Origin of the sequence: Streptomyces graminofaciens (genome assembly GCF_030294945.1) — a bacterium.
Taxonomy (GTDB): domain Bacteria; phylum Actinomycetota; class Actinomycetes; order Streptomycetales; family Streptomycetaceae; genus Streptomyces; species Streptomyces graminofaciens.
The window spans coordinates 5,725,256-5,748,128 of the sequence record NZ_AP018448.1 but is presented as its reverse complement, the minus strand read 5'-3'; the positions used below and the strand labels follow the sequence as shown (position 1 = coordinate 5,748,128).

The following is a 22,873-nucleotide window of genomic DNA, read 5'->3' as shown; positions in this document are numbered from 1 at the left end:
GGAGCGCACGGCCCTGCGGTACGCCCCTGAGGGGCGCGGGGACTGCGCGAGCAACCACGAACAACCCGCGCGTCGCACCGCGGTTCCCGCCCCCCCGAGTCATCAGGCGTCCGGCAGGGCCTCAAGCGTGCCCATCACAGCTCCAACAACACCGACCGCTGCCCCCCACCCGACTCCGCCACGATCTCCTCCACCGTCTGCGGCCCACGCACCACCGCGAAACGCACGTCCCTCTCGCCCGCGCCGGGCGCGTATCCGTAGATCCCGGGCCGAGGCAGCGAGTTGTACGCGTAGTGGTGCGCGAAGCAGTACGCCCCGGTGTCCAACGCGGCCGCGTAGTCCCCCTGCTCGAGCAGCGGCAGCGACCGCCCCTCGGCAAGCAGGTCACCCGCGAAACAGGCGGGCCCGGCCACGTCCTGCACGACCTCCGGCCCCGCCTTCGGCCTCCCCTTCGCGTCGTACGCGGCGATCCTCAGCGGCCACGCCCCCGGCGCGTACACCGTGCGGGTCGCCACCTGCACCCCAGCGTGCGTGACCGCGATCGGCCGGCCCCCGGCCCGCTTGGCGTACTCCACCCGCGCCACGACCGTCCCGTGCTTGGCGAGCAGCGAGCGCCCGAACTCGGTGACCAGCCCGTACCGCCCCCCGAACAGCCCCGGCACCGCCTCCGCCAGCAGCCGCGCGTACTGCGCGTACGTCGGGGTCGCCGCCTCCGACGCGAAGTTCACCGGCAGCCCGCCGCCGATGTCGATCGTGTCGATCTGCTGCCGGCCGATCCGCCGGTTGATCTCCTCGGCCAGCTCGTACGTCTCCCTGATGCCCTGTGTCATCAGGGAGAGCGGCATGCCCTGCGACCCGGTGTGCGCGTGCAGCCGGGACAGCCAGGGGCGGTCCGCGTACGCCTGGACGACCCACTCCCGGGCGCCCTCGTCGCGCAACGCCACCCCGAACTTCGAGGTGGCCGTCGCCGTGGACAGCGCGTCGATGGAACCGCCGCCGAGCTGCGGATTCACCCGGATGCCGAGCGGTGAGCGGGTGGTGGCCGACCGGACGAGGACGTCGATGCGGTCCAGCTCCTGCGGATTGTCCGCGTTGACCGCGATCCCCAGGGCCAGCGCCTCCCGCAGCTCCGCCGGGGTCTTGGCGGGGGAGTCGAGCACGGTCTCCTTCGGCGGGGCCCCGGCCGCCCGCGCCAGGGCCAGCTCGCCGGCGCTCGCCACCTCCGCACCGATGCCCGCCTCGCGCAGCAGTCGCAGTACCGGCACGAGTGGCGTCGCCTTCACCGCGAACGCGTGCAGCACCGGAGTGCCGGGCGCCGTCACCGCGTCGAACGCCTCCCGCAGCGCCGCCGCCGAGGCCCGGATCCCGCGCACGTCGAGCAGCCCCACGACCGGGCTCGCGGGCCCGAGCAGCCCCTGCTCCACCGCCGCCCGCACGGCCTCGTCCCGCCGGGCGGCCCGCGCACCGCCGGTGTCGTCGCCCTGGCCGACGCCGTACGGCCTCCCGTTCCCGCCGGCCCCGATCGTCGCGTCTCCCATCTCTTCCCCCGCCGTCCCGTCGATGTCCGAGCTCATACGTCCAGTCTGTCCAGCCAAACATCAGTGGCGTGTCGGCGCTGGCGTACGGCCGTATTGACTAGTTCTATTCATCAGGCCAGGATGTGAATAGTTGCTGTATAGCGAGGAGGCAGACCGTGTCAGGACCCCGCCCCGTTCGAGCATCACGCGGTACGGAGCTGAGCGCCCTTGGCTGGCAGCAGGAAGCCGCCCTGCGGATGCTGCAGAACAACCTCGACCCCGAGGTCGCCGAGCACCCCGACAAGCTCGTCGTCTACGGCGGCACCGGCAAGGCCGCCCGCGACTGGCGCTCCTTCGACGCCATGGTCCGCACCCTGCAGACCCTCAAGCAGGACGAGACCATGCTCGTCCAGTCCGGCCGCCCCGTCGGTGTCATGCAGACCCACGAGTGGGCCCCGCGCGTCCTCATCGCCAACTCCAACCTCGTCGGCGACTGGGCCAACTGGGAGGAGTTCCGCCGTCTGGAACAGCTCGGCCTGACCATGTACGGCCAGATGACCGCCGGTTCCTGGATCTACATCGGCACCCAGGGCATCCTCCAGGGCACCTACGAGACCTTCTCCGCCGTCGCCGCGAAGAGCTTCGGCGGGACCCTGGCCGGGACGATCACCCTCACCGCCGGCCTCGGCGGCATGGGCGGCGCCCAGCCGCTCGCCGTGACCATGAACGACGGCGTCGCGATCTGTATCGACTGCGACCCGCGCGCGATCGAGCGCCGCATCGAGCACCGGTACCTGGACGTGCGGGCCGACTCCCTCGACCACGCCCTCCAGCTGGCCGTCGAGGCCCGTGACCAGCGCAGGCCCCTCTCCATCGGCGTCCTCGGCAACGCCGCCGACCTCGTCCCGCAGCTCCTCGCCATGGGCGCCCCCATCGACATCGTCACCGACCAGACCTCGGCCCACGACCCGCTGGCGTATCTGCCGGTCGGCGTCGACTTCGACGACATGGCGTCGTACGCGGCCAAGGACCCGGCGGGCTTCACCACCCGTGCCCGTGAGTCGATGGCCCGCCATGTCGAGGCCATGGTCGGCTTCCTGGACGCCGGTGCCGAGGTCTTCGACTACGGCAACTCCATCCGCGGCGAGGCACGACTCGCCGGATACGACCGGGCGTTCGCCTTCCCGGGCTTCGTCCCCGCCTACATCCGCCCCCTCTTCTGCGAGGGCAAGGGCCCCTTCCGCTGGGCGGCCCTCTCCGGCGATCCCGCCGACATCGCCAAGACCGACCGGGCGATCCTCGACCTCTTCCCCGAGAACGAGTCCCTCCACCGGTGGATCAAGATGGCCGGCGAGCGGGTGCACTTCCAGGGGCTCCCGGCGCGCATCTGCTGGCTCGGCTACGGCGAGCGGGACAAGGCGGGCGAGCGGTTCAACGACATGGTGGCGAGCGGGGAGCTGGCGGCGCCGCTGGCGATCGGCCGCGACCACCTGGACTGCGGTTCCGTCGCCTCGCCGTACCGCGAGACCGAGGCCATGCTCGACGGCTCCGACGCGATCGCCGACTGGCCGCTGCTGAACGCCATGGTGAACGTCGCTTCCGGTGCGTCCTGGGTCTCCCTCCACCACGGCGGCGGCGTCGGCATGGGCCGCTCCATCCACGCCGGTCAGGTCACCGTCGCCGACGGTACGAAGCTGGGCGGGGAGAAGATCCGCCGGGTGCTGACGAACGACCCCGGGATGGGCGTGATCCGCCACGTCGACGCGGGCTACGACATCGCGGAGTCGGTCGCCGACGAGCGGGGTGTACGGGTGCCGATGCGTGAGGGTGACTCGGAGTGAAGCAGCGCGGCAACGGTCCGGCGGAGGCTGACGTCTCGTCGCCGGGTGCGGGTGCGGGTGCGGGTGCGGGTGCGGGTGCGGGTGCGGCTGCGGCTGCGCCCACCCGTTCCGCCCTGCGGAACGACTGCCCACAGCCTGGAGCTGCATCAGGTGGCACCGACGCCGACTCGTCGCCCGTCCCCGGCGGAACCTCCTTCCACGAGATGTGGCGTGAGCTTCGGCCCATCGGGCGGCACCCTGACTCCGGTGGGTATCGGCGGTTCGCCTGGACGGCGGCCGATGGCGAGTGCCGGGGCTGGTTCGAGGAGCAGGCCAGGGGCCGTGGCCTGACCTACGAGGTCGACCGGAACGGCAACCAGTGGGCCTGGCTCGGGGATCCCGAGCAGGGGGACGCGGTCGTCACGGGCTCCCACCTCGACTCCGTGCCCGACGGCGGCGCCTTCGACGGGCCCCTCGGGGTCGTGTCCTCCTTCGCCGCCCTCGACGAACTGCGGGCCCGGGGCGCTCGGTTCGACAAGCCGTTCGGCATCGTCAACTTCGGGGACGAGGAGGGGGCGCGGTTCGGGCTGGCCTGTGTGGGGTCGCGGCTCGCCGCCGGGCAGCTGACCGTCGAGCAGGCGCACCGGCTGACCGACGGCGACGGGGTCACCCTGCCGCAGGCCATGGAGGCCGCGGGGTACGACCCGGAGGACATCGGGCCCGACCCCGAGCGGCTCGCCCGTATCGGAGCCTTCGTCGAACTCCATGTCGAGCAGGGCCGGGCCCTGGACCTGTCAGGCGACTCCGTCGGCATCGCCAGCGCCATCTGGCCGCACGGGCGGTGGCGGTTCGACTTCCGCGGCGAGGCGAACCACGCCGGCACCACCCGGCTCGTCGACCGGCGCGACCCCATGCTGTCCTACGCCGAGACCGTGCTCGCCGCCCGGCGCGAGGCACGGCTCGCCGGTGCCGTCGCCACCTTCGGCAAGATCTCCGTCGAGCCGAACGGCGTCAACGCCATCCCCTCCCTCGTCCGCGGCTGGCTCGACTCCCGCGCCGAGGACCAGAAGACGCTGGACGTCGTCGTCACCGCCATCGAGGAGGCGGCCCGCGACTACGCGCAGGAGCACGGCGTCGCACTCGACGTCGTACGTGAGTCCTTCACCCCCGTCGTCGAGTTCGAGCACGCCCTGCGGGACGAGATCGCCCGCATCCTGGGCCGGGACGCCGACCTCAAGGTGCCCGTGCTCGGGACGGGGGCCGGACACGACGCCGGGATCCTCTCCGGGCGCGTCCCGACCGCCATGCTGTTCGTGCGCAACCCCACCGGCGTCTCGCACTCCCCGGCCGAGCACGCCGCCGAGGACGACTGTCTGGCCGGGGTGACCGCGCTCGCCGACGTACTGGAAGGGCTGGCCCGCAGGTGACGGAGACGACCTACTGGCTCGAACACGCCTGGCTCGACACACACGTCGAGCCGGGCGTGGCCCTGACCGTGACCACCACCAGCGGTGACGACGGCCGTATCACCGCCGTGCGCACCGACACCCCCGCCCCGCCGCCCGGTGCCGTGGTCCTGCGCGGGCTCACCCTTCCAGGGCTCGCCAACGCGCACAGCCACGCCTTCCACCGGGCCCTGCGCGGCACGGTCCAGGTCGGCTCGGGCACCTTCTGGACCTGGCGCGAGGTCATGTACCAGGTCGCGGACCGGCTGACCCCGGACACCTACCACGCCCTCGCGCGGGCCGTGTACGCCGAGATGGCGCTGGCCGGGATCACCGCCGTCGGCGAGTTCCACTATGTGCACCACGCCCCCGGCGGCACCCCTTACGCCGACCCGAACGCCATGGGCGAGGCGCTGATCGCGGCCGCGCGGGAGGCCGGGATCCGGATCACCCTGCTCGACACCGCCTACCTCTCCGCCGGGTTCGGACAGCCGCCGGGCCACCACCAGCTGCGCTTCTCCGACGGCACGGCGGAGGCCTGGGCGGAACGCTGTTCAGTTCTCAAGGACCGGGATCACGTGCGGATCGGCGCGGCCGTGCACTCCGTACGGGCCGTGCCGGCCGGGCAGCTGGCGACGGTGGCGCGCTGGGCCGAGGAGCGGCGGGCCCCGCTGCACGTACACCTCTCGGAGCAGACGGCGGAGAACGACGCCTGCCGCGCGGCACACGGACGCACTCCCACCCAACTCCTCGCCGACCACGGGGTGCTGGGCCCACGGACGACGGGTGTGCACAACACCCACCTCACCGACACCGACATCGCGCTGATCGGTGACAGCGGCACCGGCACCTGCATGTGCCCCACCACCGAGCGCGACCTCGCGGACGGCATCGGACCGGCCGTGGCCCTCCAGCGGGCGGGCTCCCCGCTCTCCCTCGGCTCCGACAGCCACGCCGTCATCGACCTCCTCGAAGAGGCGCGCGCGATGGAGCTCGACGAGCGGCTGCGCACCCGGACGCGAGGTCACTGGACGGCGGCGGCCCTCCTGCGGGCGGCCTCGGCCGACGGCCACGCCGCCCTCGGCTGGGACGAGGCGGGCACCCTGGAGCCCGGCGCGCTCGCCGACTTCACGACGATCGCGCTCGACTCGGTCAGGACTGCAGGGCCGCTTCCGCGGCTCGGGGCCGAGACGGCTGTATTCGCCGCGTCGGCAGCGGACGTGTCGCATACGGTCGTGGGCGGTCGGCACGTCGTACGGGACGGGGTCCACTGCCTCGTACCGGATGTGCCGCGGGCCCTCGCGGACGCCGTCGCAGCCCTGCGCGGATGACACCGGGCCGACCACCCGCACGGCCCGCCCCCGAACCCACCGCCGACCAGGCCAACAAGGACGCCATGAGCAGCGCTACGACCGTCAGCCCCGCCAACTCCGCGAGCACCGCAAGCACGCTCATCACCAACATCGCCGCCCTGGTCACCAACGACCCCTCCCTCGGTGACGGATCCCCCCTCGGACTGATCCAGGACGCGGCCGTCGTCATCGACGGTGAACGCATCGCGTGGACCGGTGATCAAAGCAAAGCACCCGCCACTGACAATCGGGTCGACGCCGGTGGCCGGGCGGTGCTCCCGGGCTTCGTCGACTCCCACTCCCACCTCCTCTTCGCGGGAGACCGGACCGCCGAGTTCAACGCCCGTATGTCCGGCCGGGCCTACAGCGCCGGCGGCATCCGGACGACCGTCGCGGCCACCCGCGCCGCCACCGACGAGGAACTGGAGGCCAACCTCACCCGTTACCTCCACGAGGCCCTCCGCCAAGGCACGACCACCTTCGAGACGAAGTCCGGGTACGGCCTGACCGTCGAGGACGAGGCCCGCGCCCTGCGCATCGCCGCCGCCCACACCGACGAGGTCACCTACCTCGGCGCGCACATCGTCGCGCCCGACCTCGCCGACGACCCGGCCGCCTACGTCGACCTGGTCACCGGTGAGATGCTCGACGCCTGCGCCCCGTACGCCCGTTGGATCGACGTCTTCTGCGAGCGGGGCGCCTTCGACGGCGACCAGGCCCGCGCGATCCTCACGGCCGGCCGGGCCAAGGGCCTGCACCCCCGCATCCACGCCAACCAGCTCTCCTACGGCCCCGGAGTCCAGCTCGCCGTCGAACTCGACGCGGCCAGCGCCGACCACTGCACCCACCTCACCGACGCCGACGTCGACGCCCTGGCCGGCGGAAACACCGTCGCCACGCTCCTCCCCGGCGCCGAGTTCTCCACCCGCGCCGAGTGGCCGGACGCCCGGCGCCTCCTCGACGCCGGTGTCACGGTCGCACTGTCCACCGACTGCAACCCCGGCTCGTCCTTCACCTCCTCGGTCCCCTTCTGCATCGCCCTCGCGGTACGGGACATGGGGATGACACCGGACGAGGCGGTCTGGTCCGCCACGGCAGGGGGCGCGCGGGCCCTGCGCCGCGACGACATCGGACGGCTCACACCGGGCGCGTACGCCGACCTCACGCTCCTGGACGCGCCCAGCCATGTCCATCTGGCCTACCGGCCGGGAGTTCCGCTGGTGGCGGGGGTGTGGCGCAGGGGCGTACGCCAACTCTGACGCGCGCCCAAGCCCTCAAACCGAAGCCCAAGCCCTCAAACCGAAAGCCCTCAACCGAAGCCCAAGCCCTCAGCGCGGCCCGGCCCCCGTCCGCCACCGCTGCCCCGCGCGCCCCGTCCCCTCGGCCAGGGACACCGCGCCGAGCGCGTCCGGTGTCACCGCGTGATCCGGGGCGATCGCCGGGCGGATCGCCCCTCGGGAGTCGACCGTGAACCTCAGGTTCCGGCCGTTGTCGCCGTCGACCGAGTCGCACTCCCAGATGCCCACACCGTCGTCGGTCGCCCCCCGGCTGTCCAGACAGAAGTCGGGGTCGGCGTACGACTGCACCACACCCCGGTCGGCGTCGACCCGCCAGCGCTGGGTGTCCGCCCGGGTACAGATGGCCGTGACGACGTCCGTCCCCTTCTCCAACTCGCCCCGCACATCCAGACACAGGCCCGACGCGACGTTCACGACCTGCGCGTATCCGCTGCCCGGTTGCTGCGCCGACGGAGCCGGGCTCTGCGTCGGCCCGGTCGGTTCCGGCGACTCGACCGAACGTGACACCGAGGGGCTCGGGTCAGGGCTCGGTGCCGGGCTCGACGGGACCGTCACCGACGGCGGGCTCGCCGGCGTACGGACGGCGTCCGCGCCCGCCGGGGCCGGGGACGGGGACGACGAGTCGCCCGAGAACAGCAGAAAACCCAGCAGCGCCAGAGCGGCCACGCCCAGGACCGCCGAGGTCAGCACGAACCGGCGGGACGGCGGCCGACGGGATTTGGTGGCGCCCCCGCCCGCATCCCGGGCGGTCGCCTCGCCGACGCCCTCGCCCGCGTCCCCGGCCGACGCCTCACCGACGCCCCCGCCCTCCTGCCCCTCGCTCTCCCTGCCGCGCACGTACGCCGCCCCGCCCCACGGCAGCAACCCCTCCGCCAGGGCCGCGCGCGGAGCGTCACGCAGGGCGCGGAGTTCCTCGAACGCGCCGGTGCAGTGGGCGCAGTGCGCCATGTGGGCGTGCAGATCCGCGCTGTGGCGGGGGGTGTCGGGGCGTACCGACTCCTCGATCAGCCGGCGGAAGTCCTGGCAGCGCGGGTCGTCGGAGGCGGCGAGACGGGTCCGGAGACAGGCTTGGCGCAGGGTGTGCAGCGCCGGGCCCTTCTCGTACGTCACGTCCTCGCGGGTGAGGCCGAGGAAGGCGGCCGCCTGGTCATCGGGCTCCCGCTCCACGAACCCGTACCAGAGCAGCCCCTGGGCGCGGGGCGGCAGTGAACGGAACGCCATGAGCATGGGCGGCTCCGGGCCGTCGGGGCCCGTGGTGTTCAGCATGACGAGCAGCCCGGCGTCGAGCCCGCCCGCGCGCTCGTCCCCGGCCCATGCGGCGGCCGACCGCCCGGCCAGCAGCAGGAGTTGGTGCCGCCACGGGACGCTCGGCTCAAAGCCCTGTGCCGTCTCGCGGGCCGCCGTCGTGAACACCTGCGCCGCCAGCTGCCGTGCCGCCGCCTCGCTCGCGGTGCACAGGCGGGCGTACGCGAGGACCGACGGGTGATGGCGTGCGCGCAGTTCGCGCAGTGCCGGGAACACGGTGGGGGTGTCGGCGCGCAACAGCTCGGTGAGCCGCGCGTCGGACCGAGCCATTCTCTGGCCTCCTCGCACCCCCGTGCGGGTGACCATAGTGGTGGAAGGAGACTCGCGGGAAAAGAGGTTCCCGTCAGTAACTACCAAGAACGACAAGGGACCAGGCCCGGCAGGAGAACAACTCCTACCGAACCCGGCCCACTTGTGTCATGACGAGGCGTTCACTCCTCGACCGTCAGCCCCTTGCGTAGTCGCACGAGTGTGCGTGACAGCAGCCGGGAGACATGCATCTGGGAGATGCCGAGTTCCTCGCCGATCTCCGACTGGGTCATGCCCGCGACGAAGCGGAGCGAGAGGATCTTCCGGTCACGCGGCGGGAGTTCCGCGATCAGCGGCTTGAGCGACTCGACGTACTCGATGCCTTCGAGCCCGTGGTCCTCGTAGCCGATCCGGTCCGCCAGCGCGCCCTCGGAGTCGTCCTCCTCGGGCTGGGCGTCGAGCGATGACGCCGTGTAGGCGTTCGACGCGGCCATCCCCTCCACGACCTCGTCGTTCGTCAGGCCCAGCCGCTCAGCCAACTCGCCCACCGTCGGAGCGCGGTCGAGCTGCTGCGCGAGCTCGTCACCGGCCTTGGCCAGGTCGAGCCGGAGTTCCTGCAGTCTTCGCGGTACGCGGACGGACCACGACGTGTCACGGAAGAAGCGCTTGATCTCGCCGACGATCGTCGGCATGGCGAAGGTCGGGAACTCGACGCCTCGGCTGAGCTCGAAGCGGTCGATCGCCTTGATCAGCCCGATCGTGCCGACCTGGATGATGTCCTCCATCGGCTCGCTGCGTGAGCGGAAGCGGGAGGCGGCGAACTTGACCAGCGCGAGGTTGAGTTCGACGAGCGTGTTGCGGACGTACGAGTACTCGTGCGTTCCTTCGTCGAGGGACTGCAGCCGCTCGAAGAGGGTCTTGGACAGAGCTCGTGCGTCAACCGGCCCCACCTCGTCGTACGGGGGGATCTCGGGAAGTCCTTGGAGCGCGTCGCTGAGGTGGGGGTCGAACGCGTCCCGGGTGTCTTCCGGAGAGGGTGTCGACGTCGCCGTCCGGGTATGCGATGCGTCGAGCCGGGGTGACATGATGTCCTCCATCGTTCTCGGCGTATGGCCGCCGATGCCAATACGTGCACTGCGGTGTGCGGCGCCCTCCGAGCGGCCGTGTCGATTGGTGTCCTTACTAGCCCTACCCGCAATCCGGAGTTCATCGCAAGTGCGTACTGCGGTGAAATGTCCACTTCTGGGCGGTTGTTCGGGTGTCGGAGATTGTGAGGAAGGCGTAGTGTTCGAGAGCGAGTCAACAGTCACGACGGTCGGGAGAGAGACGGCATGGACCGTGGGACGGTCGGCAGCGCGCAGTCGGGCCGACTGCACGTCGAAGTGCGGGAAGAGGGCCCCAGTGCCGTCGTGGCGCCGGCGGGTGAGCTCGATCACCACACCGCCGATCTGCTGCGCGAGCCACTCGAAGGGTGTCTGGAGAAGGGGTTCACGCGTCTCGTCGTGGACTGCTCCCGCCTCGAGTTCTGTGACTCCACCGGGCTCAACGTCCTCCTGGGGGTCCGGCTGAAGGCCGAGGCCGCGGGCGGCGGGGTCCATCTCGCGGCGATGCAGCCGGTGGTGGCCAGGGTGTTCGAGATCACCGGGGCGGAGGCCGTCTTCACCGTCCATGACTCGGTCGAGGCGGCGTTGGCCGGCTAGTCCGTCGGCGTCACAGCTTCTGTGCCGAAAACGTGGGTGTTCTGACGGTTCGCTCGGGCAGGAGACATCCTGAACGAGTCGACAGTACGGAACGTACGGGAGCGCGTACGGGGTGCGGGAGGCCCTGCCGTCCACACCGCGCCTCTGCCCCGCACTCCGTACCCGCACTCTGAGTCCTGAATCGTGAACTGGTGAATCGGTGAGGTGAAGTGCTGATGAGCACCCCCCGGCCTTGCTCGCCGGGCGACCGCGGCCCGGAATCGGGCATCGGCGGCGCTTCCGGCGCGTCCGGGGAGGACGCGTCCGCCGTGTCGGCCTCCGGTGGCCGCTCCCGCCGGCTGAGCTTCGACGGCGAGAGCGGGGTGGTGCCGCTCGCCCGCGACTTCGCCCGGCAGGCCCTGTACGCGTGGGGGTGGCTTCCCTCGGCCACCGCCGATCAGCGGGCGGCGGCCGAGGATGTGCTGCTGGTGGTCTCCGAGTTGGTCACCAACGCGTGTCTCCATGCGGAGGGCCCGGCCGAGTTGTGGATCGGCTCCGACGGCAAGGTGCTGCGGATCGAGGTGTCCGACCGGGGGGCGGGGGATCCGGCGCCGCGTACGCCGCACAGAGCCGGTAGGCCGGGTGGGCACGGGATGTTCATCGTGCAGCGGCTTTGTCTCGACTGGGGGGTCGTACGGACTCCTGGGGCGCCGGGGAAGACCGTTTGGGCGGAGCTGGGGGCGCCCGCCTAGGGCCTGTTGGGGAAGTCGCGGACGCCTGGACTCGTCGTCCAGTGAAGGACGCCTGAACCCGGAAGCCCGGACTGGCCGTCAGCGCGGGCTGACAGCTCGGGACCGCGCCCGGGGCACTCGCCAAGGTCACGGGCGAATGGGGCGCTTGAGGGCCGCCCTCGGAAATTGCCGAGTCCCGGCGGGAGGGCGGAGATAGCCTCGGCAGGCGAATCGTCCAACGGGGAGGGGCAGGGCATGCCAGGGCAGGACTGGATCGAACGTGCGGGAGAGTTGTTCGAAGCGGCGATGTTCGGCGGCGACACGTCCGCGCTGGATCGGTCCGATGACGCGCTGGACGCGATCGAGGCACCCCTCGCCATGGCGCGTGGAAAGGTGTTGCACGTCCGCTTCCTGAACGACCGCGAGGAGAACGGCCAGGAACTGGTGCTGTTCGAGCGCGCGGCCGAGTTGTACCAGCGTCTCGGGGACGTGTCGGGTGAGGCGGACGCGTTGTTCTGGGTCGGCTGCTGGCATCAGGTGGTGAAGGGCGATGGCGCCACCGGCAGGCCGTACTTCGACCGGTCGTACACGCTGGCGAAGTCCGTCGGCGACCGGATGACGATGTCCTACGCGGTACGCCATCTCGGCTTTGCCGACAAGGACGCAGGCCGGTTCCATCAGGCCCGCGAGCGGTTGACCGAATCGGTGACACTGCGCCGGGAGATCGGCTTCAGGCCCGGGGAAGCGGCCGGCCTGGTGGCGCTGGCCTACTTCTCGGCCGAGACGGGCGACCGATCGGCGGCGCTCGACCACCTCGACGAGGCCGAGTCGGTCGCCGAGGCGTGCGGTGCCAAGGCCGTGCTGGGGTGGATCGAGCATGCCCGCACGCTCATCCGTCCCTAGGCTCCATGGACAAGTGCTGGTCACAGGGCCTTCGCGTGGGCTTCGGCCTGGAGACGGGTGACGATCCGGGCTCACGTGCCATCCCGCTGCCAGCGGCGGAACAGGTCATGGACCCGGTCCCAGGGCCCGTGGCGTTCCGGGATGTCGCGCCAGGGGGCACCGGTCCCAGCGAGATCGTCGTGCCTGATCGCGCAGGTCCCCGCGCCCTGTGAAAGCCCGCGCCCCGCCTTGCTCGCAAGGCGGCCGCCGCACCCCCACACATCCGACACCCGCCTGTGTCTTCCTTCTCCAAGGGGCCCGGCGTACCTTGAGCGGCCGATCTGATGTCCCGTCAGAATGTGGGGTGCCGAGGTGTCGTACCGGACGTACCAGAAACGGACCGCCGCGTTCGCGTCTCTCGCGGCGCTGGCCGGCTCGGCGGTGCTGATGGCCGCGCCGGCGGCCCATGCCGAGGTCGTGAACGTCGAGTACAACTGCAAGACGCCGATCGGTGACAAGTCCGCCGTCTCGCCCATCGACATCAAGGGCGTCAAGAGCGGCAGCGGCTACAAGATCACCATGTCCTGGCAGAAGGGCGTCTCGTCCAGCCCGGTCGAACTCGGCAAGGGTGCGATGGAGCCGAGCGCCACCATCGCGCTGGGCGGCGCCGACAGCGGCACGCTCACGGTGACGGGTCCGGCCAACCAGGCGGCCATCCCCGCCGACACTCCCATCAAGATCAACGACCTGAGCGGCACGTACACCCCGAAGAAGTCCGGCAAGGTCACCTTCACCGCGGGCGTCCTGACCATCAAGGCCCTCGGTACGACCACGACCTGCACGCCCGGCAACACCCCCGGGCCGTCGCTGACGCTCGACGTCACGGCAGCGGGCGGAGGTTCGACGGGTGGCTCGACCGGTGGTTCGGATTCCGGCGGGTCGGGTGGGTCGAGCGGCTCGGGCGGTTCCGGTGGCGAGCTGCCGCAGACCGGGCCCGAGGACTCGGCGGTCGCGCTCGGCACGCTCGGCGGCACGGTGCTGCTCGTGGGCGCGGCGGGGGCGCTGTGGGTGACCCGTAGGAAGCAGGCGGTACGGCGGTGACGGCCGTGCACCGCTGAGGCGAGTTGTCGAGTTGTCGAGCTGACGGAAGCGGGGAGCGTGACGTGGAGAAAGGGCGGAACCGTACGTCGGCTGTGGTGCTGTGCGCGCTCGTCCTGCTGCTCGTGCCGGTGTTCGCGGGCGCGGCGGGTCGGGCCGCGGCCGCCGACAAGCCGAGCCTGAAGCTGTCCGAGTCTCAGGCGGGGACCGGCGGTTCCCTCACCGTCACCGGTACCGGCTGGCGGCCGAAAGCGCTGCTGATGATCCTGATCTGCGGTCAGGCCGAGCCCTCGCGGGGCGTGCCCGGTGGCACCAACTCCTGTGCCAACTCCGACGGCCGGGCCGCGACCGCGGACGGCGAGGGCCGGTTCAGCCGGAAGCTGCCGGTGGCCGAGCCGCCCGTGCCGTGCCCATGCGTGGTGCACGTGTCCACCATCACGGGCGAGAAGACCGAGGCCGACGTGGTCTTCCAGGTCGCCGGGCACTCCGTCCAACCCCTGCCCGAGGAAACGGGCAGCGGACGGCTGTCGGTCCTGACGGACACCCGGCTGGAGGGTTCGAGCGGCCTGCTGACCTGGTTCGGGGCGCCGCCCGCGCGCGAACTGGTCCTCACCGTCGGCAATGTCGGCACCGCGCCGGTCAAGGACCCCCTCTTCCAGGTGGGCACCTCGCACGGCGTGTTCGCGCCGAAGTGGGAGGAGCAGCAGTGGCGCGGCACGATCGCGCCGGGCCGCAAAGCGCGGATCGCCCTGCCGGTCGAACTCGTCGCCGGCGCCCACGGCGACTACTCCGTCTCCCTCAAGTACGGCGGCAAGGTCCTCGCCGAACGGCCCTGGGACGTCGGCCGCCCCTGGGGCGTGACCCTCTTCTGGCTGATGCTGTGCGTCGTCGTACCGGCCGCGCTGTTCCGCGCGGGGATGGCGGTGGTGGACCGCGTACGGCCGCGGCGGACGACGACGGCGCGGCGGCGCCGGGGCCCACGACTGCCCCGACTCGGCCTGCCCACAAGGAAGTCGGACGCGGCGGACCCGTCGAGGACCGGGCCCGCGCAGGCCGAGCCCCGCACCGTCCGCACCCTGCCGTGGTTCACCCCCGACACCGACCCCCGCGCGACGGCGGGACAGCTCTCCGCACCGCAAGAGGAAGACCCGACGAGCCCGACGAGCCCGACGAGCCCGACCACTCCGACCGGGAAGGGAACCACGTGAGAGCGCAGCGGAGAGCGAGAGTGCGAACGAGAGCGGGTGCTCTCGGAGCCGCGTTGATGCTCGGCGGGGCCGGGACCCTGCTGGGCGCGACGGCCGTGCCCGCGTACGCGGCGGAGGTGTCGTTCGCCACGAAGTGCGTGCCGCCGGCGGCCTCCGGGCTGCCACCGGTCGAGGGCACCACCAAGGTGGAGATCAGCGCCCCGGCCACCGCGAAGGTCGGGGACGAGATCGAGGTGGTGTGGAAGTTCGTCCAGGCCGCGTCCAGGAATCCCGACCTCATCGACCTGCCCGCGAACACCGTCCAGCCCAGCGGCACCCTCAAGGCGGCCGGCGCCCAGAGCGCCGACATCGCCATGCGGGGCCCGCGCGAGAACCCGGCGATCCCCAAGGGCGGCGCGATGGTGCTGTCCGACATGAAGGGCACGCTGAAGCTGACGACGCCGGGCAAGGTGACGCTGACGCCCGACGCGTACACGATCAACGTCTTCTCGACGAACACCGAGTGCGCGCCGACGGGGACGGTGACGGAGGCCGCGACCATCGACGTCACGGCGACCGGCGGCACGACCGGCACCACGGGCACCACGGGCACGACGGGTACGACGGGCACCACGGGCACGACGGGTACGACGGGCACCACCGGAACGACGGGTACGACCGGCACCACCGGCACGACGGGCACCACGGGCACGACGGGCACCACGGGCACGACCGGCACCACCACCAGCGAAGGCTCCACCGCCTCCGACGGCGGAACCAGCGGCGGTGACGGCGGCCAGACCGACTTCACCGGCAAGGAGGTCCAGGTCCCGTACGCGTGCAAGACGCCGATCGGGGACAAGAGCGTGACCTCGCCGGTGCAGATCGACGCCAAGAAGGACGGGGAGAGCTTCGACCTCATCGTCCAGTTCAAGAAGTCGGTGATGGACAGCCCCGCCGACATCCCCAAGGACTCCGTGAAGCCCTCCATGGAGATCGTCCTCGGCGGCGCCGACGACGGCTCGGTCAGTGTCGAGGGCCCCACCAATGCCGAGGCCATCAAGGCGGGCGACCCGATGGAGATCCCCGACCTCACCGGCACCTACAAGCCGGGCGCCACCGGCGAGTCCACGCTCGCCCCGGGTGTCCTGACCATCAAGGCCCTCGGTACGACGACGACGTGCACCCCGTCCCAGTCGCTGGTCTCCCTCACCCTCGACACCACCGAACAGCCGGGCGGCGCATCGGGCGGCTCCACCTCCGGGTCGACCACCAGCGGCGGCACCAGCACCGCCAGCACCTCGGGCGGCCTCGCCGACACCGGCGCGGGCGGCAGCCGCGGCACCCTGAAGGCCTTGGCCCTCCTCGCGGGTACCACGCTCCTCCTGGGCGGCGCGATCTTCACGTTCATGCCGCGCCGGAAGCTTCGCTGAGCGCGCGAGGGGCCGCCGCACCCGCTGGACAGGTGCGGCGGCCCCTCAGGGCACCGAAAAACGTCAGTGCACGTCGCCCGTGAGCGCCCTGACCTTCCTGCGGTACAGGTAGATCGCCAAGCCCGCGAGGACCGCGAGAGCCGCCTCGACCGCGACCATCCCGGTGCCGCTGAGGTCGAAGCCGCCGACGGCCGGGTTGGAGAGCAGACCCGTGACCGAGTCGCCTGCCGTCACCGCGAGGAACCACACACCCATCATCTGGCTGGCGTACTTGGCGGGGGCCATCTTCGTCGTCACGGACAGGCCGACCGGCGAGAGGCACAGTTCGCCGACGGTCTGGATGAAGTAGATGCCCACCAGCCACATGGGGCTGGTCAGGGTGCCGTCCGCCGCCATCGCCAGCGGGATCAGGAAGAAGAAGAACGAGACACCGATGAGCATCAGGGCCATGGCGAACTTCACGACCGTGCTGGGCTCCTTGCCCCTGCGGTTCAGCCACAGCCAGAGCCAGGCGAACACCGGGGCCAGCGCCATGATGAACAGCGGGTTCAGCGACTGGTACCAGGAGGTCGGGAACTCGAAGCCGAGCAGCGAGCCCGCGACCTTCTCACCGTCCGAGCCGAACGCCTGGACCGTTGACGCGCCCTGGTCGTAGATCATCCAGAACACGGCGGCGGCGACGAAGAACCAGATGTAGCCGGTCATCTTCGACTGCTCGGCGGCGTCGAGTTCCTTGTCGCGCTTGATGCGCAGCAGCACACCGGCCGGGACGACCAGACCGATGACGGTCAGCGGGATCATCGCCCAGTTCAGGGTGAAGTGGCCGGTGAGGCCCACGACGCCGTAGAAGACGACCGCGACGGACAGCCAGAGCAGGCCCTTGCGCAGCCAGGAGGCGCGCTCCTCGGCGGCCAGCGGCTTGGGGACGACGCTGCTGCGCGGGTTCAGCGTGTGGGTGCCGAGGAGGAACACGGCGAGCCCGAGGGCCATGCCGACGGCGGCCAGACCGAAGCCGAGGTGCCAGTCGACCTCCTGGCCGACGGTGCCGATGAGCAACGGGGCGAAGAAGGCACCCGCGTTGATGCCCATGTAGAAGATCGTGAAGCCGCCGTCGCGCCGCGGGTCCTGGGGGCCGTCGTACAGGTGGCCCACCATGGTGGAGATGTTGGCCTTCAGCAGACCGGAGCCGGCCGCGACCAGCGCGAGGCCCGCGAAGAACGGGGCCTGGCCGCCTGGCAGTGCCAGTACGAGGTGCCCGGACATGATCGTGACCGCGGCGATCGTGACTGTCTTGCGGGGACCCCAGACGCGGTCGCCGAGCCAGCCGCCGGGCATCGCGAGCAGGTACACCATCGCCGAGTAGACGGCGACGATCGTGGTCGTGGTGGCCAGGTCCATGGCCAGACCGCCGCCTTGGCCGCCCTTGCCGGCGTCGGGGCCGCCGGAGAGCAGATAGACGGTGAGCAGGGCTTTCATGCCGTAGTAGGAGAATCGCTCCCACATCTCGGTCAGGAAGAGGGTGGCCAGACCGCTGGGGTGGCCGAAGAAGGTCCACTGGGGGCCGGGGGTTCCCCGGCCGGCCGAGTCCTTCGTCAGGCTGGACGCCATGGTGGTTCCTTGCAGGTCGCATCGCTTTTCGGGCCGGAGAGAACTCCTCGGGCCCAGCCCGGGCACAAAAGAGACCTTCAGCGCAGATGTCCTGCCAAAGGTCCCCACATACAGCTACAGGCGTCCAGTCACCATACGTCAGGACACTGAAGGAAATGGAAGGTCTTGAGAGGCGGATCACAGGTAAGAAGGGGCTCCGAGCAGGCATTCGAAGGCCCTCAGGGAATTCGGCCGCCCGGTCACAGGGAGTGATCGTCGCGGACCCCCGTCGGGCCCGGGCCGGACCGCCCGCAGATTGGATCATGAGCGGTGAAGGTGAGAAAACCGCATGACGAAGGTGTGAATGCGCTTACGGATCACCCTCCAGCAGCGGTTCCCGGCGGACTACCATCACTGCATGACCCGTGTACTGCTCGCCGAGGACGACGCGTCCATCTCGGAGCCGCTGGCCCGCGCACTGCGCCGGGAGGGGTACGAGGTGGAGGTCCGTGAGGACGGCCCCACCGCGCTGGACGCCGGAATGCAGGGTGGCGTCGACCTGGTCGTCCTGGACCTGGGGTTGCCCGGCATGGACGGCCTGGAGGTGGCCCGCCGGCTGCGCGCCGAGGGGCACACCGTGCCGATCCTCATCCTGACCGCGCGCGCCGACGAGGTGGACACCGTCGTCGGCCTCGACGCGGGCGCCGACGACTACGTCACCAAGCCGTTCCGGCTCGCCGAACTGCTGGCCCGCGTCCGGGCCCTGCTGCGGCGCGGCGCCACCGAGCCCCAGCAGCCGCCCGCCACGCACGGCGTGCGCATCGACGTCGAGTCCCACCGCGCGTGGATGGGCGAGGAGGAACTCCAGCTCACGGCCAAGGAGTTCGACCTGCTGCGGGTGCTGGTGCGCGACGCCGGCCGGGTCGTCACCCGCGACCAGCTGATGCGCGAGGTCTGGGACACGACGTGGTGGTCCTCCACCAAGACCCTGGACATGCACATCTCCTGGCTCCGCAAGAAGCTCGGCGACGACGCGGCGAACCCGCGGTACATCGCGACGGTGCGAGGAGTGGGCTTCCGCTTCGAGAAGAACTGAGGCGCCCCGGGCTGCGGGCAATCGCGCCGCTGGGGCGGTGGCGGTACCTCCCGCTCGAGCGAAGCCGAGAGTGGGGGAGGGTGGGCGCAACGGCACCCCGTAGGCGCCGGGTCGCGCGACCCACCCCCGCCCGGTCCGGCGCCCAGCCCCGGCGCCCGGTGCCCAATGGCTCGGGGGCGCCCGTCATCCGGTGCCCAATGGCTCGGGGCGTCTGCCGTCCGGCCACTGCGGCTTCGTCGTGGCTGGTCGCGCAGTTCCCCGCGCCCTTCGCGGGGCGCCCCGCCCCGGCGCCGGGTGCCGAAACGAACAGGGGCACACTGGACCAAGTCAACACCCGTCCCTCCCGGAGGGCCCCGTGCGTCGCCGTCTCATCCAGTCCACCCTCGCCGTGGTGCTCGTCGTCATCGCCGTCTTCGGGGTCTCCCTCGTCATCGTCGAGACCCGCACGATCAGCAACAGCGCCCAGGAACGCGTCGATTCCGAGGCCGTACAGCTGGCGAGCATCGTGGACAGCCGCATCCTCGGCGACGAGCAGGTCACGGCCTCCGTCCTCGAGGACCAGGTCGGCGACGCGCGCTACGCCCACATCGTGATCCCCGGCCGAGCCCCGATCGAGATCGGCGAGAAGCCGACCGGCGAGGTCATCCGCCACACGGCCACCGGCGAGAAGGGCGAGACGGTCGTCGTCGAGGAGTCCCGCTCGACCGTGAGCGAGGAAGTCGGCCGTACGTTGATGATCATCGCGGCGGTCGCCCTGCTCGCCGTCATCGCGGCCGTCCTCCTCGCCGTACGCCAGGCCAACCGCCTCGCCTCCCCCCTCACCGACCTCGCCGAGACCGCCGAACGCCTCGGCTCCGGCGACCCGCGCCCCCGCCACAAGCGGTACGGCGTCCCGGAGCTGGACCGGGTCGCGGATGTGCTGGACTCCTCCGCCGAGCGCATCGGCCGCATGCTGACCGCCGAGCGGCGCCTCGCGGCGGACGCCTCCCACCAGCTGCGCACCCCGCTGACGGCCCTCTCCATGCGGCTGGAGGAGATCACCCTCACCGACGATCCGGCCACGGTGAAGGAGGAGGCGGTCATCGCGCTCACTCAGGTCGAGCGGCTGACGGACGTCGTGGAGCGGCTGCTCACCAACTCGCGCGACCCGCGCAACGGCTCGGCCGTCGCGTTCGAGCTCGACGAGGTCATCAAACAGCAGCTGGAGGAGTGGCGCCCGGCCTACCGCAGCGCCGGCCGCGCCATCGTCAGCTCGGGAAAGCGGCATCTGCAGGCCGTGGGTACGCCGGGCGCGGTCGCGCAGGTGCTGGCCGCGCTGATCGAGAACTCGCTGATGCACGGCGGCGGCACGGTGGCGTTGCGTACACGCGTGACCGGGAACCAGGCAGTGATCGAAGTCACGGACGAGGGGCCCGGTGTCCCGGCCGACCTCGGGGCGCGGATCTTCGAGCGGGCGATCAGCGGACGCAACTCGACGGGCATCGGGCTCGCCGTCGCCCGTGACCTCGCGGAGGCGGACGGGGGGCGATTGGAGATGCTTCAGGCGCAGCCGCCGGTGTTCGGGATGTTCCTGTCGCGTACGCCGGTCAAGCAGCCGCCTCCGGAGGACCGGCCGGTTCGCTAGGGCTTGTGGTCAAGTTCCCGTCGCACCGCCCGGAGCGCGGCAGACGGGAATGTGACGACAGTCCCTGGGGCAGGCGCTTCCTCGCGCCCGGAAGATGCCTAGCGGCGCTTACGAGGCGCTGTCCCCGTAAGGGCGGGCGGGTGGGCGGCACCCTCCTCCAGGAACGATTCCGCACTCGCCACCGCCTCCCGTGCCGGCAGGGTGCGGAACACCCACGTCCGGTACGACCAGAAGCGGAAGAGGGTCGCGACGCCGATGCCGAGGAACTTGAAGACGTTGCTCTGCAGCGGGGTGTCCCAGCCGAAGCCGTACGTCGCGACGTACAGCACGCCGTTCTCGATCACCAGTCCGACCGCACTGAACAGCAGGAAGAGCGTCAGCTCCTTCGTACGGCCGCTCTTGTCGCGGTCGCGGTACGTGAAGTAGCGGAACCCCACGTAGTTGAAGACGATCGCGACGACCGTGGCGATCACGCTGGCCCGCACCACCTGCAGGTCGGTGAGGTGCCGTACGAGATTGAACACGGCGAGGTTCACCAGCAGCCCCGCACCGCCCACCGCACCGAACTTGGCGACCTCACGTACCAGCAGGTCGATCCGTCGGCGCAGGGCGCCGCGGGGCTTCGTACGCGGCCCCGAGGTCGTACTTCCCATCGTGTGGGCCCCCGTCGCTCGATTGAGTCGTGGTCGTGATCGTGGTCGTAACGGTCCTGTCGGGTTCGCCCGACCCAGCCATGCTAACCAGCGCCCCTTGGGGATGCCTGTGCAGCGGCTCATAGGCATCGCGGGGCATCGCGAAGAGCACCGGAACCGGACATCGGGAAGTGGCCGATTCCATGGCCGATACTCTGGGGGTGTGACGTTCCCGGTAGTCGGCATGGTCGGCGGTGGACAGCTCGCTCGTATGACACACGAGGCGGGCATCCCGCTCGGCATCAGGTTCAAGCTCCTCAGTGACACCCCTCAGGATTCCGCGGCGCAGGTGGTGAGCGATGTCGTCATCGGCGACTATCGCGACCTCGACACGCTGCGTGCGTTCGCGCAGGGCTGCGATGTGATCACCTTCGATCACGAACATGTACCCACCGAGCACCTACGTGCCCTGGAGGCGGACGGCATTCCCGTACGCCCGGGGCCCGACGCGCTTCAGCACGCCCAGGACAAGGGTGTGATGCGGGCGCGGCTCGACGCGATCGGCGTGCCCTGTCCACGGCACCGCATCGTCGCGGACCCCGAGGACGTGGCCGCGTTCGCCGCCGAGGGTGAGGGTTTTCCGGTCATCCTCAAGACGGTCCGCGGCGGCTACGACGGCAAGGGCGTCTGGGTCGTCCGCTCCGTCGAGGACGCCGCCGAGCCGTTCCGCGCCGGGGTCCCGGTCCTCGCGGAGGAGAAGGTCGACTTCCTGCGGGAGCTGGCCGCCAACGTCGTACGGTCGCCGCACGGCCAGGCCGTCGCGTACCCGGTCGTGGAGTCGCGGCAGGTGAACGGCGTCTGTGACACCGTCATCGCGCCCGCCCCCGACCTGGACGAGGCACTCGCCCTCAGGGCCGAGGAGATGGCCCTGCGCATCGCCAAGGAACTGGACGTCGTCGGCCACCTGGCCGTCGAGCTGTTCCAGACCCGCGACGGACGCATCCTCGTCAACGAGCTGGCCATGCGCCCCCACAACTCCGGCCACTGGACCCAGGACGGCGCGATCACGTCCCAGTTCGCCAACCACGTACGCGCCGTCCTCGACCTTCCGCTCGGTGACCCGCGCCCCCGCGCGAAGTGGACCGTCATGGTCAACGTCCTCGGCGGCGACTACCCCGACATGTACTCCGCGTACCTGCACTGCATGGCCCGCGACCCCCAGCTCAAGATCCACATGTACGGCAAGGACGTGAAGCCCGGCCGCAAGGTCGGTCACGTCAACACCTACGGCGACGACCTCGACGACGTGCTGGAGCGCGCCCGTCACGCCGCCGGTTACCTGAGAGGCACGATCACCGAATGAGCCCCGTCGTAGGCATTGTCATGGGGTCGGACTCGGACTGGCCCGTCATGGAGGCCGCCGCGCAGGCCCTCGACGAGTTCGAGATCGAGTACGAGGTCGACGTCGTCTCCGCGCACCGGATGCCGCGCGAGATGATCGCGTACGGCGAGGAGGCCGCGGAGCGCGGTATCAAGGTGATCATCGCGGGGGCCGGGGGCGCCGCCCACCTGCCCGGCATGCTCGCCTCCGTCACCCCGCTGCCGGTCATCGGCGTTCCCGTGCCGCTGAAGTACCTGGACGGGATGGACTCCCTCCTCTCGATCGTGCAGATGCCGGCCGGCGTGCCCGTCGCGACCGTCTCCGTCGCCGGTGCCCGCAACGCCGGACTGCTCGCCGCCCGCATCCTCGCCACCCAGGACGAGGAACTTCGGGGCCGGATGCGGGAGTTCCAGCAGGAGCTGAACGACCAGGCCACCGAGAAGGGCAAGCGCCTGCGCTCCAAGGTCGAGGGCGCCGGCAACGGCTTCGGCTTCGGCAAGTGACAGGACACTGACCGGACAAGTGACAGGACGCTGACCGGACGATGACGGGAAAAA

Annotated in this window: 19 protein-coding genes and 1 pseudogene; 14 read left to right on the top strand and 6 right to left on the bottom strand. The window is 71.1% G+C overall.

All coding sequences use genetic code 11. The features are described 5' to 3' along the window. Positions 1–134: 134 nt before the first annotated feature. Positions 135–1,574, bottom strand: coding sequence for a type III PLP-dependent enzyme domain-containing protein (locus SGFS_RS24530; RefSeq protein ID WP_286253481.1), 1,440 nt, complete (start codon positions 1,572–1,574; stop codon positions 135–137). A gap of 119 nt (positions 1,575–1,693) precedes the next feature. Between SGFS_RS24530 and hutU the strand changes: the two genes are divergently transcribed. From hutU to hutI, 4 genes are all read left to right on the top strand, one after another. Beyond that, positions 1,694–3,358, top strand: coding sequence for a urocanate hydratase (gene hutU, locus SGFS_RS24525; RefSeq protein ID WP_286253479.1), 1,665 nt, complete (start codon positions 1,694–1,696; stop codon positions 3,356–3,358). Positions 3,359–3,471: 113 nt separating this feature from the next. After that, positions 3,472–4,764 (top strand): allantoate amidohydrolase, encoded by a 1,293-nt coding sequence (locus SGFS_RS24520; RefSeq protein ID WP_286260038.1) that lies wholly within the window; start codon positions 3,472–3,474, stop codon positions 4,762–4,764. Continuing rightward, positions 4,761–6,113 (top strand): formimidoylglutamate deiminase, encoded by a 1,353-nt coding sequence (locus SGFS_RS24515; protein WP_286253478.1) that lies wholly within the window; start codon positions 4,761–4,763, stop codon positions 6,111–6,113. Before SGFS_RS24520 ends, SGFS_RS24515 begins: the two co-directional genes overlap by 4 nt. Beyond that, positions 6,110–7,393 (top strand): imidazolonepropionase, encoded by a 1,284-nt coding sequence (gene hutI, locus SGFS_RS24510; RefSeq protein ID WP_286253477.1) that lies wholly within the window; start codon positions 6,110–6,112, stop codon positions 7,391–7,393. The genes SGFS_RS24515 and hutI overlap by 4 nt, the downstream gene beginning before the upstream one ends. 69 nt (positions 7,394–7,462) lie before the next feature. Here hutI and SGFS_RS24505 read toward each other — a convergent pair whose 3' ends face one another. Beyond that, positions 7,463–9,007, bottom strand: a complete 1,545-nt coding sequence (locus SGFS_RS24505; protein WP_286253476.1) for an RICIN domain-containing protein — start codon at positions 9,005–9,007, stop codon at positions 7,463–7,465. Between the two features lie 161 nt (positions 9,008–9,168). Continuing rightward, positions 9,169–10,083, bottom strand: a complete 915-nt coding sequence (locus tag SGFS_RS24500; RefSeq protein WP_286253475.1) for an RNA polymerase sigma factor SigF — start codon at positions 10,081–10,083, stop codon at positions 9,169–9,171. A 234-nt stretch (positions 10,084–10,317) separates the two neighbouring features. Here SGFS_RS24500 and SGFS_RS24495 point away from each other — a divergent pair, with 234 nt between their 5' ends. The 3 genes from SGFS_RS24495 to SGFS_RS24485 all read left to right on the top strand — a co-directional run bounded on the left by SGFS_RS24495 (position 10,318) and on the right by SGFS_RS24485 (position 12,299). After that, complete coding sequence (locus SGFS_RS24495; RefSeq protein WP_286253473.1) at positions 10,318–10,686, top strand: STAS domain-containing protein; 369 nt, start codon at positions 10,318–10,320, stop codon at positions 10,684–10,686. A gap of 215 nt (positions 10,687–10,901) precedes the next feature. Further along, the gene (locus SGFS_RS24490; RefSeq protein WP_286253471.1) at positions 10,902–11,417 is read left to right on the top strand and encodes an ATP-binding protein; all 516 of its coding nucleotides are present in this window, start codon (positions 10,902–10,904) and stop codon (positions 11,415–11,417) included. Positions 11,418–11,651: 234 nt separating this feature from the next. Further along, positions 11,652–12,299 (top strand): tetratricopeptide repeat protein, encoded by a 648-nt coding sequence (locus SGFS_RS24485; protein ID WP_286253470.1) that lies wholly within the window; start codon positions 11,652–11,654, stop codon positions 12,297–12,299. Positions 12,300–12,373: 74 nt separating this feature from the next. Here the strand turns inward: SGFS_RS24485 and SGFS_RS24480 are convergent. Further along, positions 12,374–12,463 (bottom strand): annotated as a pseudogene (locus SGFS_RS24480) (transposase); the annotation flags it as partial. A gap of 172 nt (positions 12,464–12,635) precedes the next feature. On the opposite strand from SGFS_RS24480, the gene SGFS_RS24475 reads away from it, so the two are divergent. The 3 genes from SGFS_RS24475 (at position 12,636) to SGFS_RS24465 (ending at position 15,996) form a co-directional block, all read left to right on the top strand. Further along, positions 12,636–13,379 (top strand): LPXTG cell wall anchor domain-containing protein, encoded by a 744-nt coding sequence (locus SGFS_RS24475; protein WP_286253468.1) that lies wholly within the window; start codon positions 12,636–12,638, stop codon positions 13,377–13,379. A gap of 62 nt (positions 13,380–13,441) precedes the next feature. Next, positions 13,442–14,584: a hypothetical protein gene (locus SGFS_RS24470; RefSeq protein ID WP_286253467.1), complete on the top strand. Its 1,143-nt coding sequence runs from the start codon at positions 13,442–13,444 to the stop codon at positions 14,582–14,584. 56 nt (positions 14,585–14,640) lie between these two features. Continuing rightward, positions 14,641–15,996 carry a hypothetical protein gene (locus tag SGFS_RS24465; protein WP_286260037.1) on the top strand — a complete coding sequence of 452 codons (1,356 nt, stop codon included), beginning with the start codon at positions 14,641–14,643 and terminating at the stop codon, positions 15,994–15,996. Between the two features lie 63 nt (positions 15,997–16,059). Here the strand turns inward: SGFS_RS24465 and SGFS_RS24460 are convergent, their stop codons facing one another. After that, positions 16,060–17,604, bottom strand: a complete 1,545-nt coding sequence (locus tag SGFS_RS24460) for a peptide MFS transporter (protein ID WP_286253466.1) — start codon at positions 17,602–17,604, stop codon at positions 16,060–16,062. A gap of 397 nt (positions 17,605–18,001) precedes the next feature. On the opposite strand from SGFS_RS24460, the gene SGFS_RS24455 reads away from it, so the two are divergent. Both SGFS_RS24455 and SGFS_RS24450 read left to right on the top strand, forming a co-directional pair. Beyond that, positions 18,002–18,679, top strand: coding sequence for a response regulator transcription factor (locus tag SGFS_RS24455; protein ID WP_286253464.1), 678 nt, complete (start codon positions 18,002–18,004; stop codon positions 18,677–18,679). A 355-nt stretch (positions 18,680–19,034) separates the two neighbouring features. Next, on the top strand, positions 19,035–20,303 hold the full coding sequence (locus SGFS_RS24450) for an ATP-binding protein (RefSeq protein ID WP_286253463.1): 1,269 nt from the start codon (positions 19,035–19,037) through the stop codon (positions 20,301–20,303). 98 nt (positions 20,304–20,401) lie between these two features. Here the strand turns inward: SGFS_RS24450 and SGFS_RS24445 are convergent, their stop codons facing one another. Further along, complete coding sequence (locus tag SGFS_RS24445; RefSeq protein WP_286253461.1) at positions 20,402–20,956, bottom strand: GtrA family protein; 555 nt, start codon at positions 20,954–20,956, stop codon at positions 20,402–20,404. Positions 20,957–21,158: 202 nt separating this feature from the next. Here SGFS_RS24445 and SGFS_RS24440 point away from each other — a divergent pair, with 202 nt between their 5' ends. Both SGFS_RS24440 and purE read left to right on the top strand, forming a co-directional pair. Next, positions 21,159–22,298 carry a 5-(carboxyamino)imidazole ribonucleotide synthase gene (locus SGFS_RS24440; protein WP_286253459.1) on the top strand — a complete coding sequence of 380 codons (1,140 nt, stop codon included), beginning with the start codon at positions 21,159–21,161 and terminating at the stop codon, positions 22,296–22,298. Continuing rightward, the gene (gene purE, locus SGFS_RS24435) at positions 22,295–22,819 is read left to right on the top strand and encodes a 5-(carboxyamino)imidazole ribonucleotide mutase (RefSeq protein ID WP_286253458.1); all 525 of its coding nucleotides are present in this window, start codon (positions 22,295–22,297) and stop codon (positions 22,817–22,819) included. The genes SGFS_RS24440 and purE overlap by 4 nt, the downstream gene beginning before the upstream one ends. Positions 22,820–22,873: the final 54 nt, after the last annotated feature.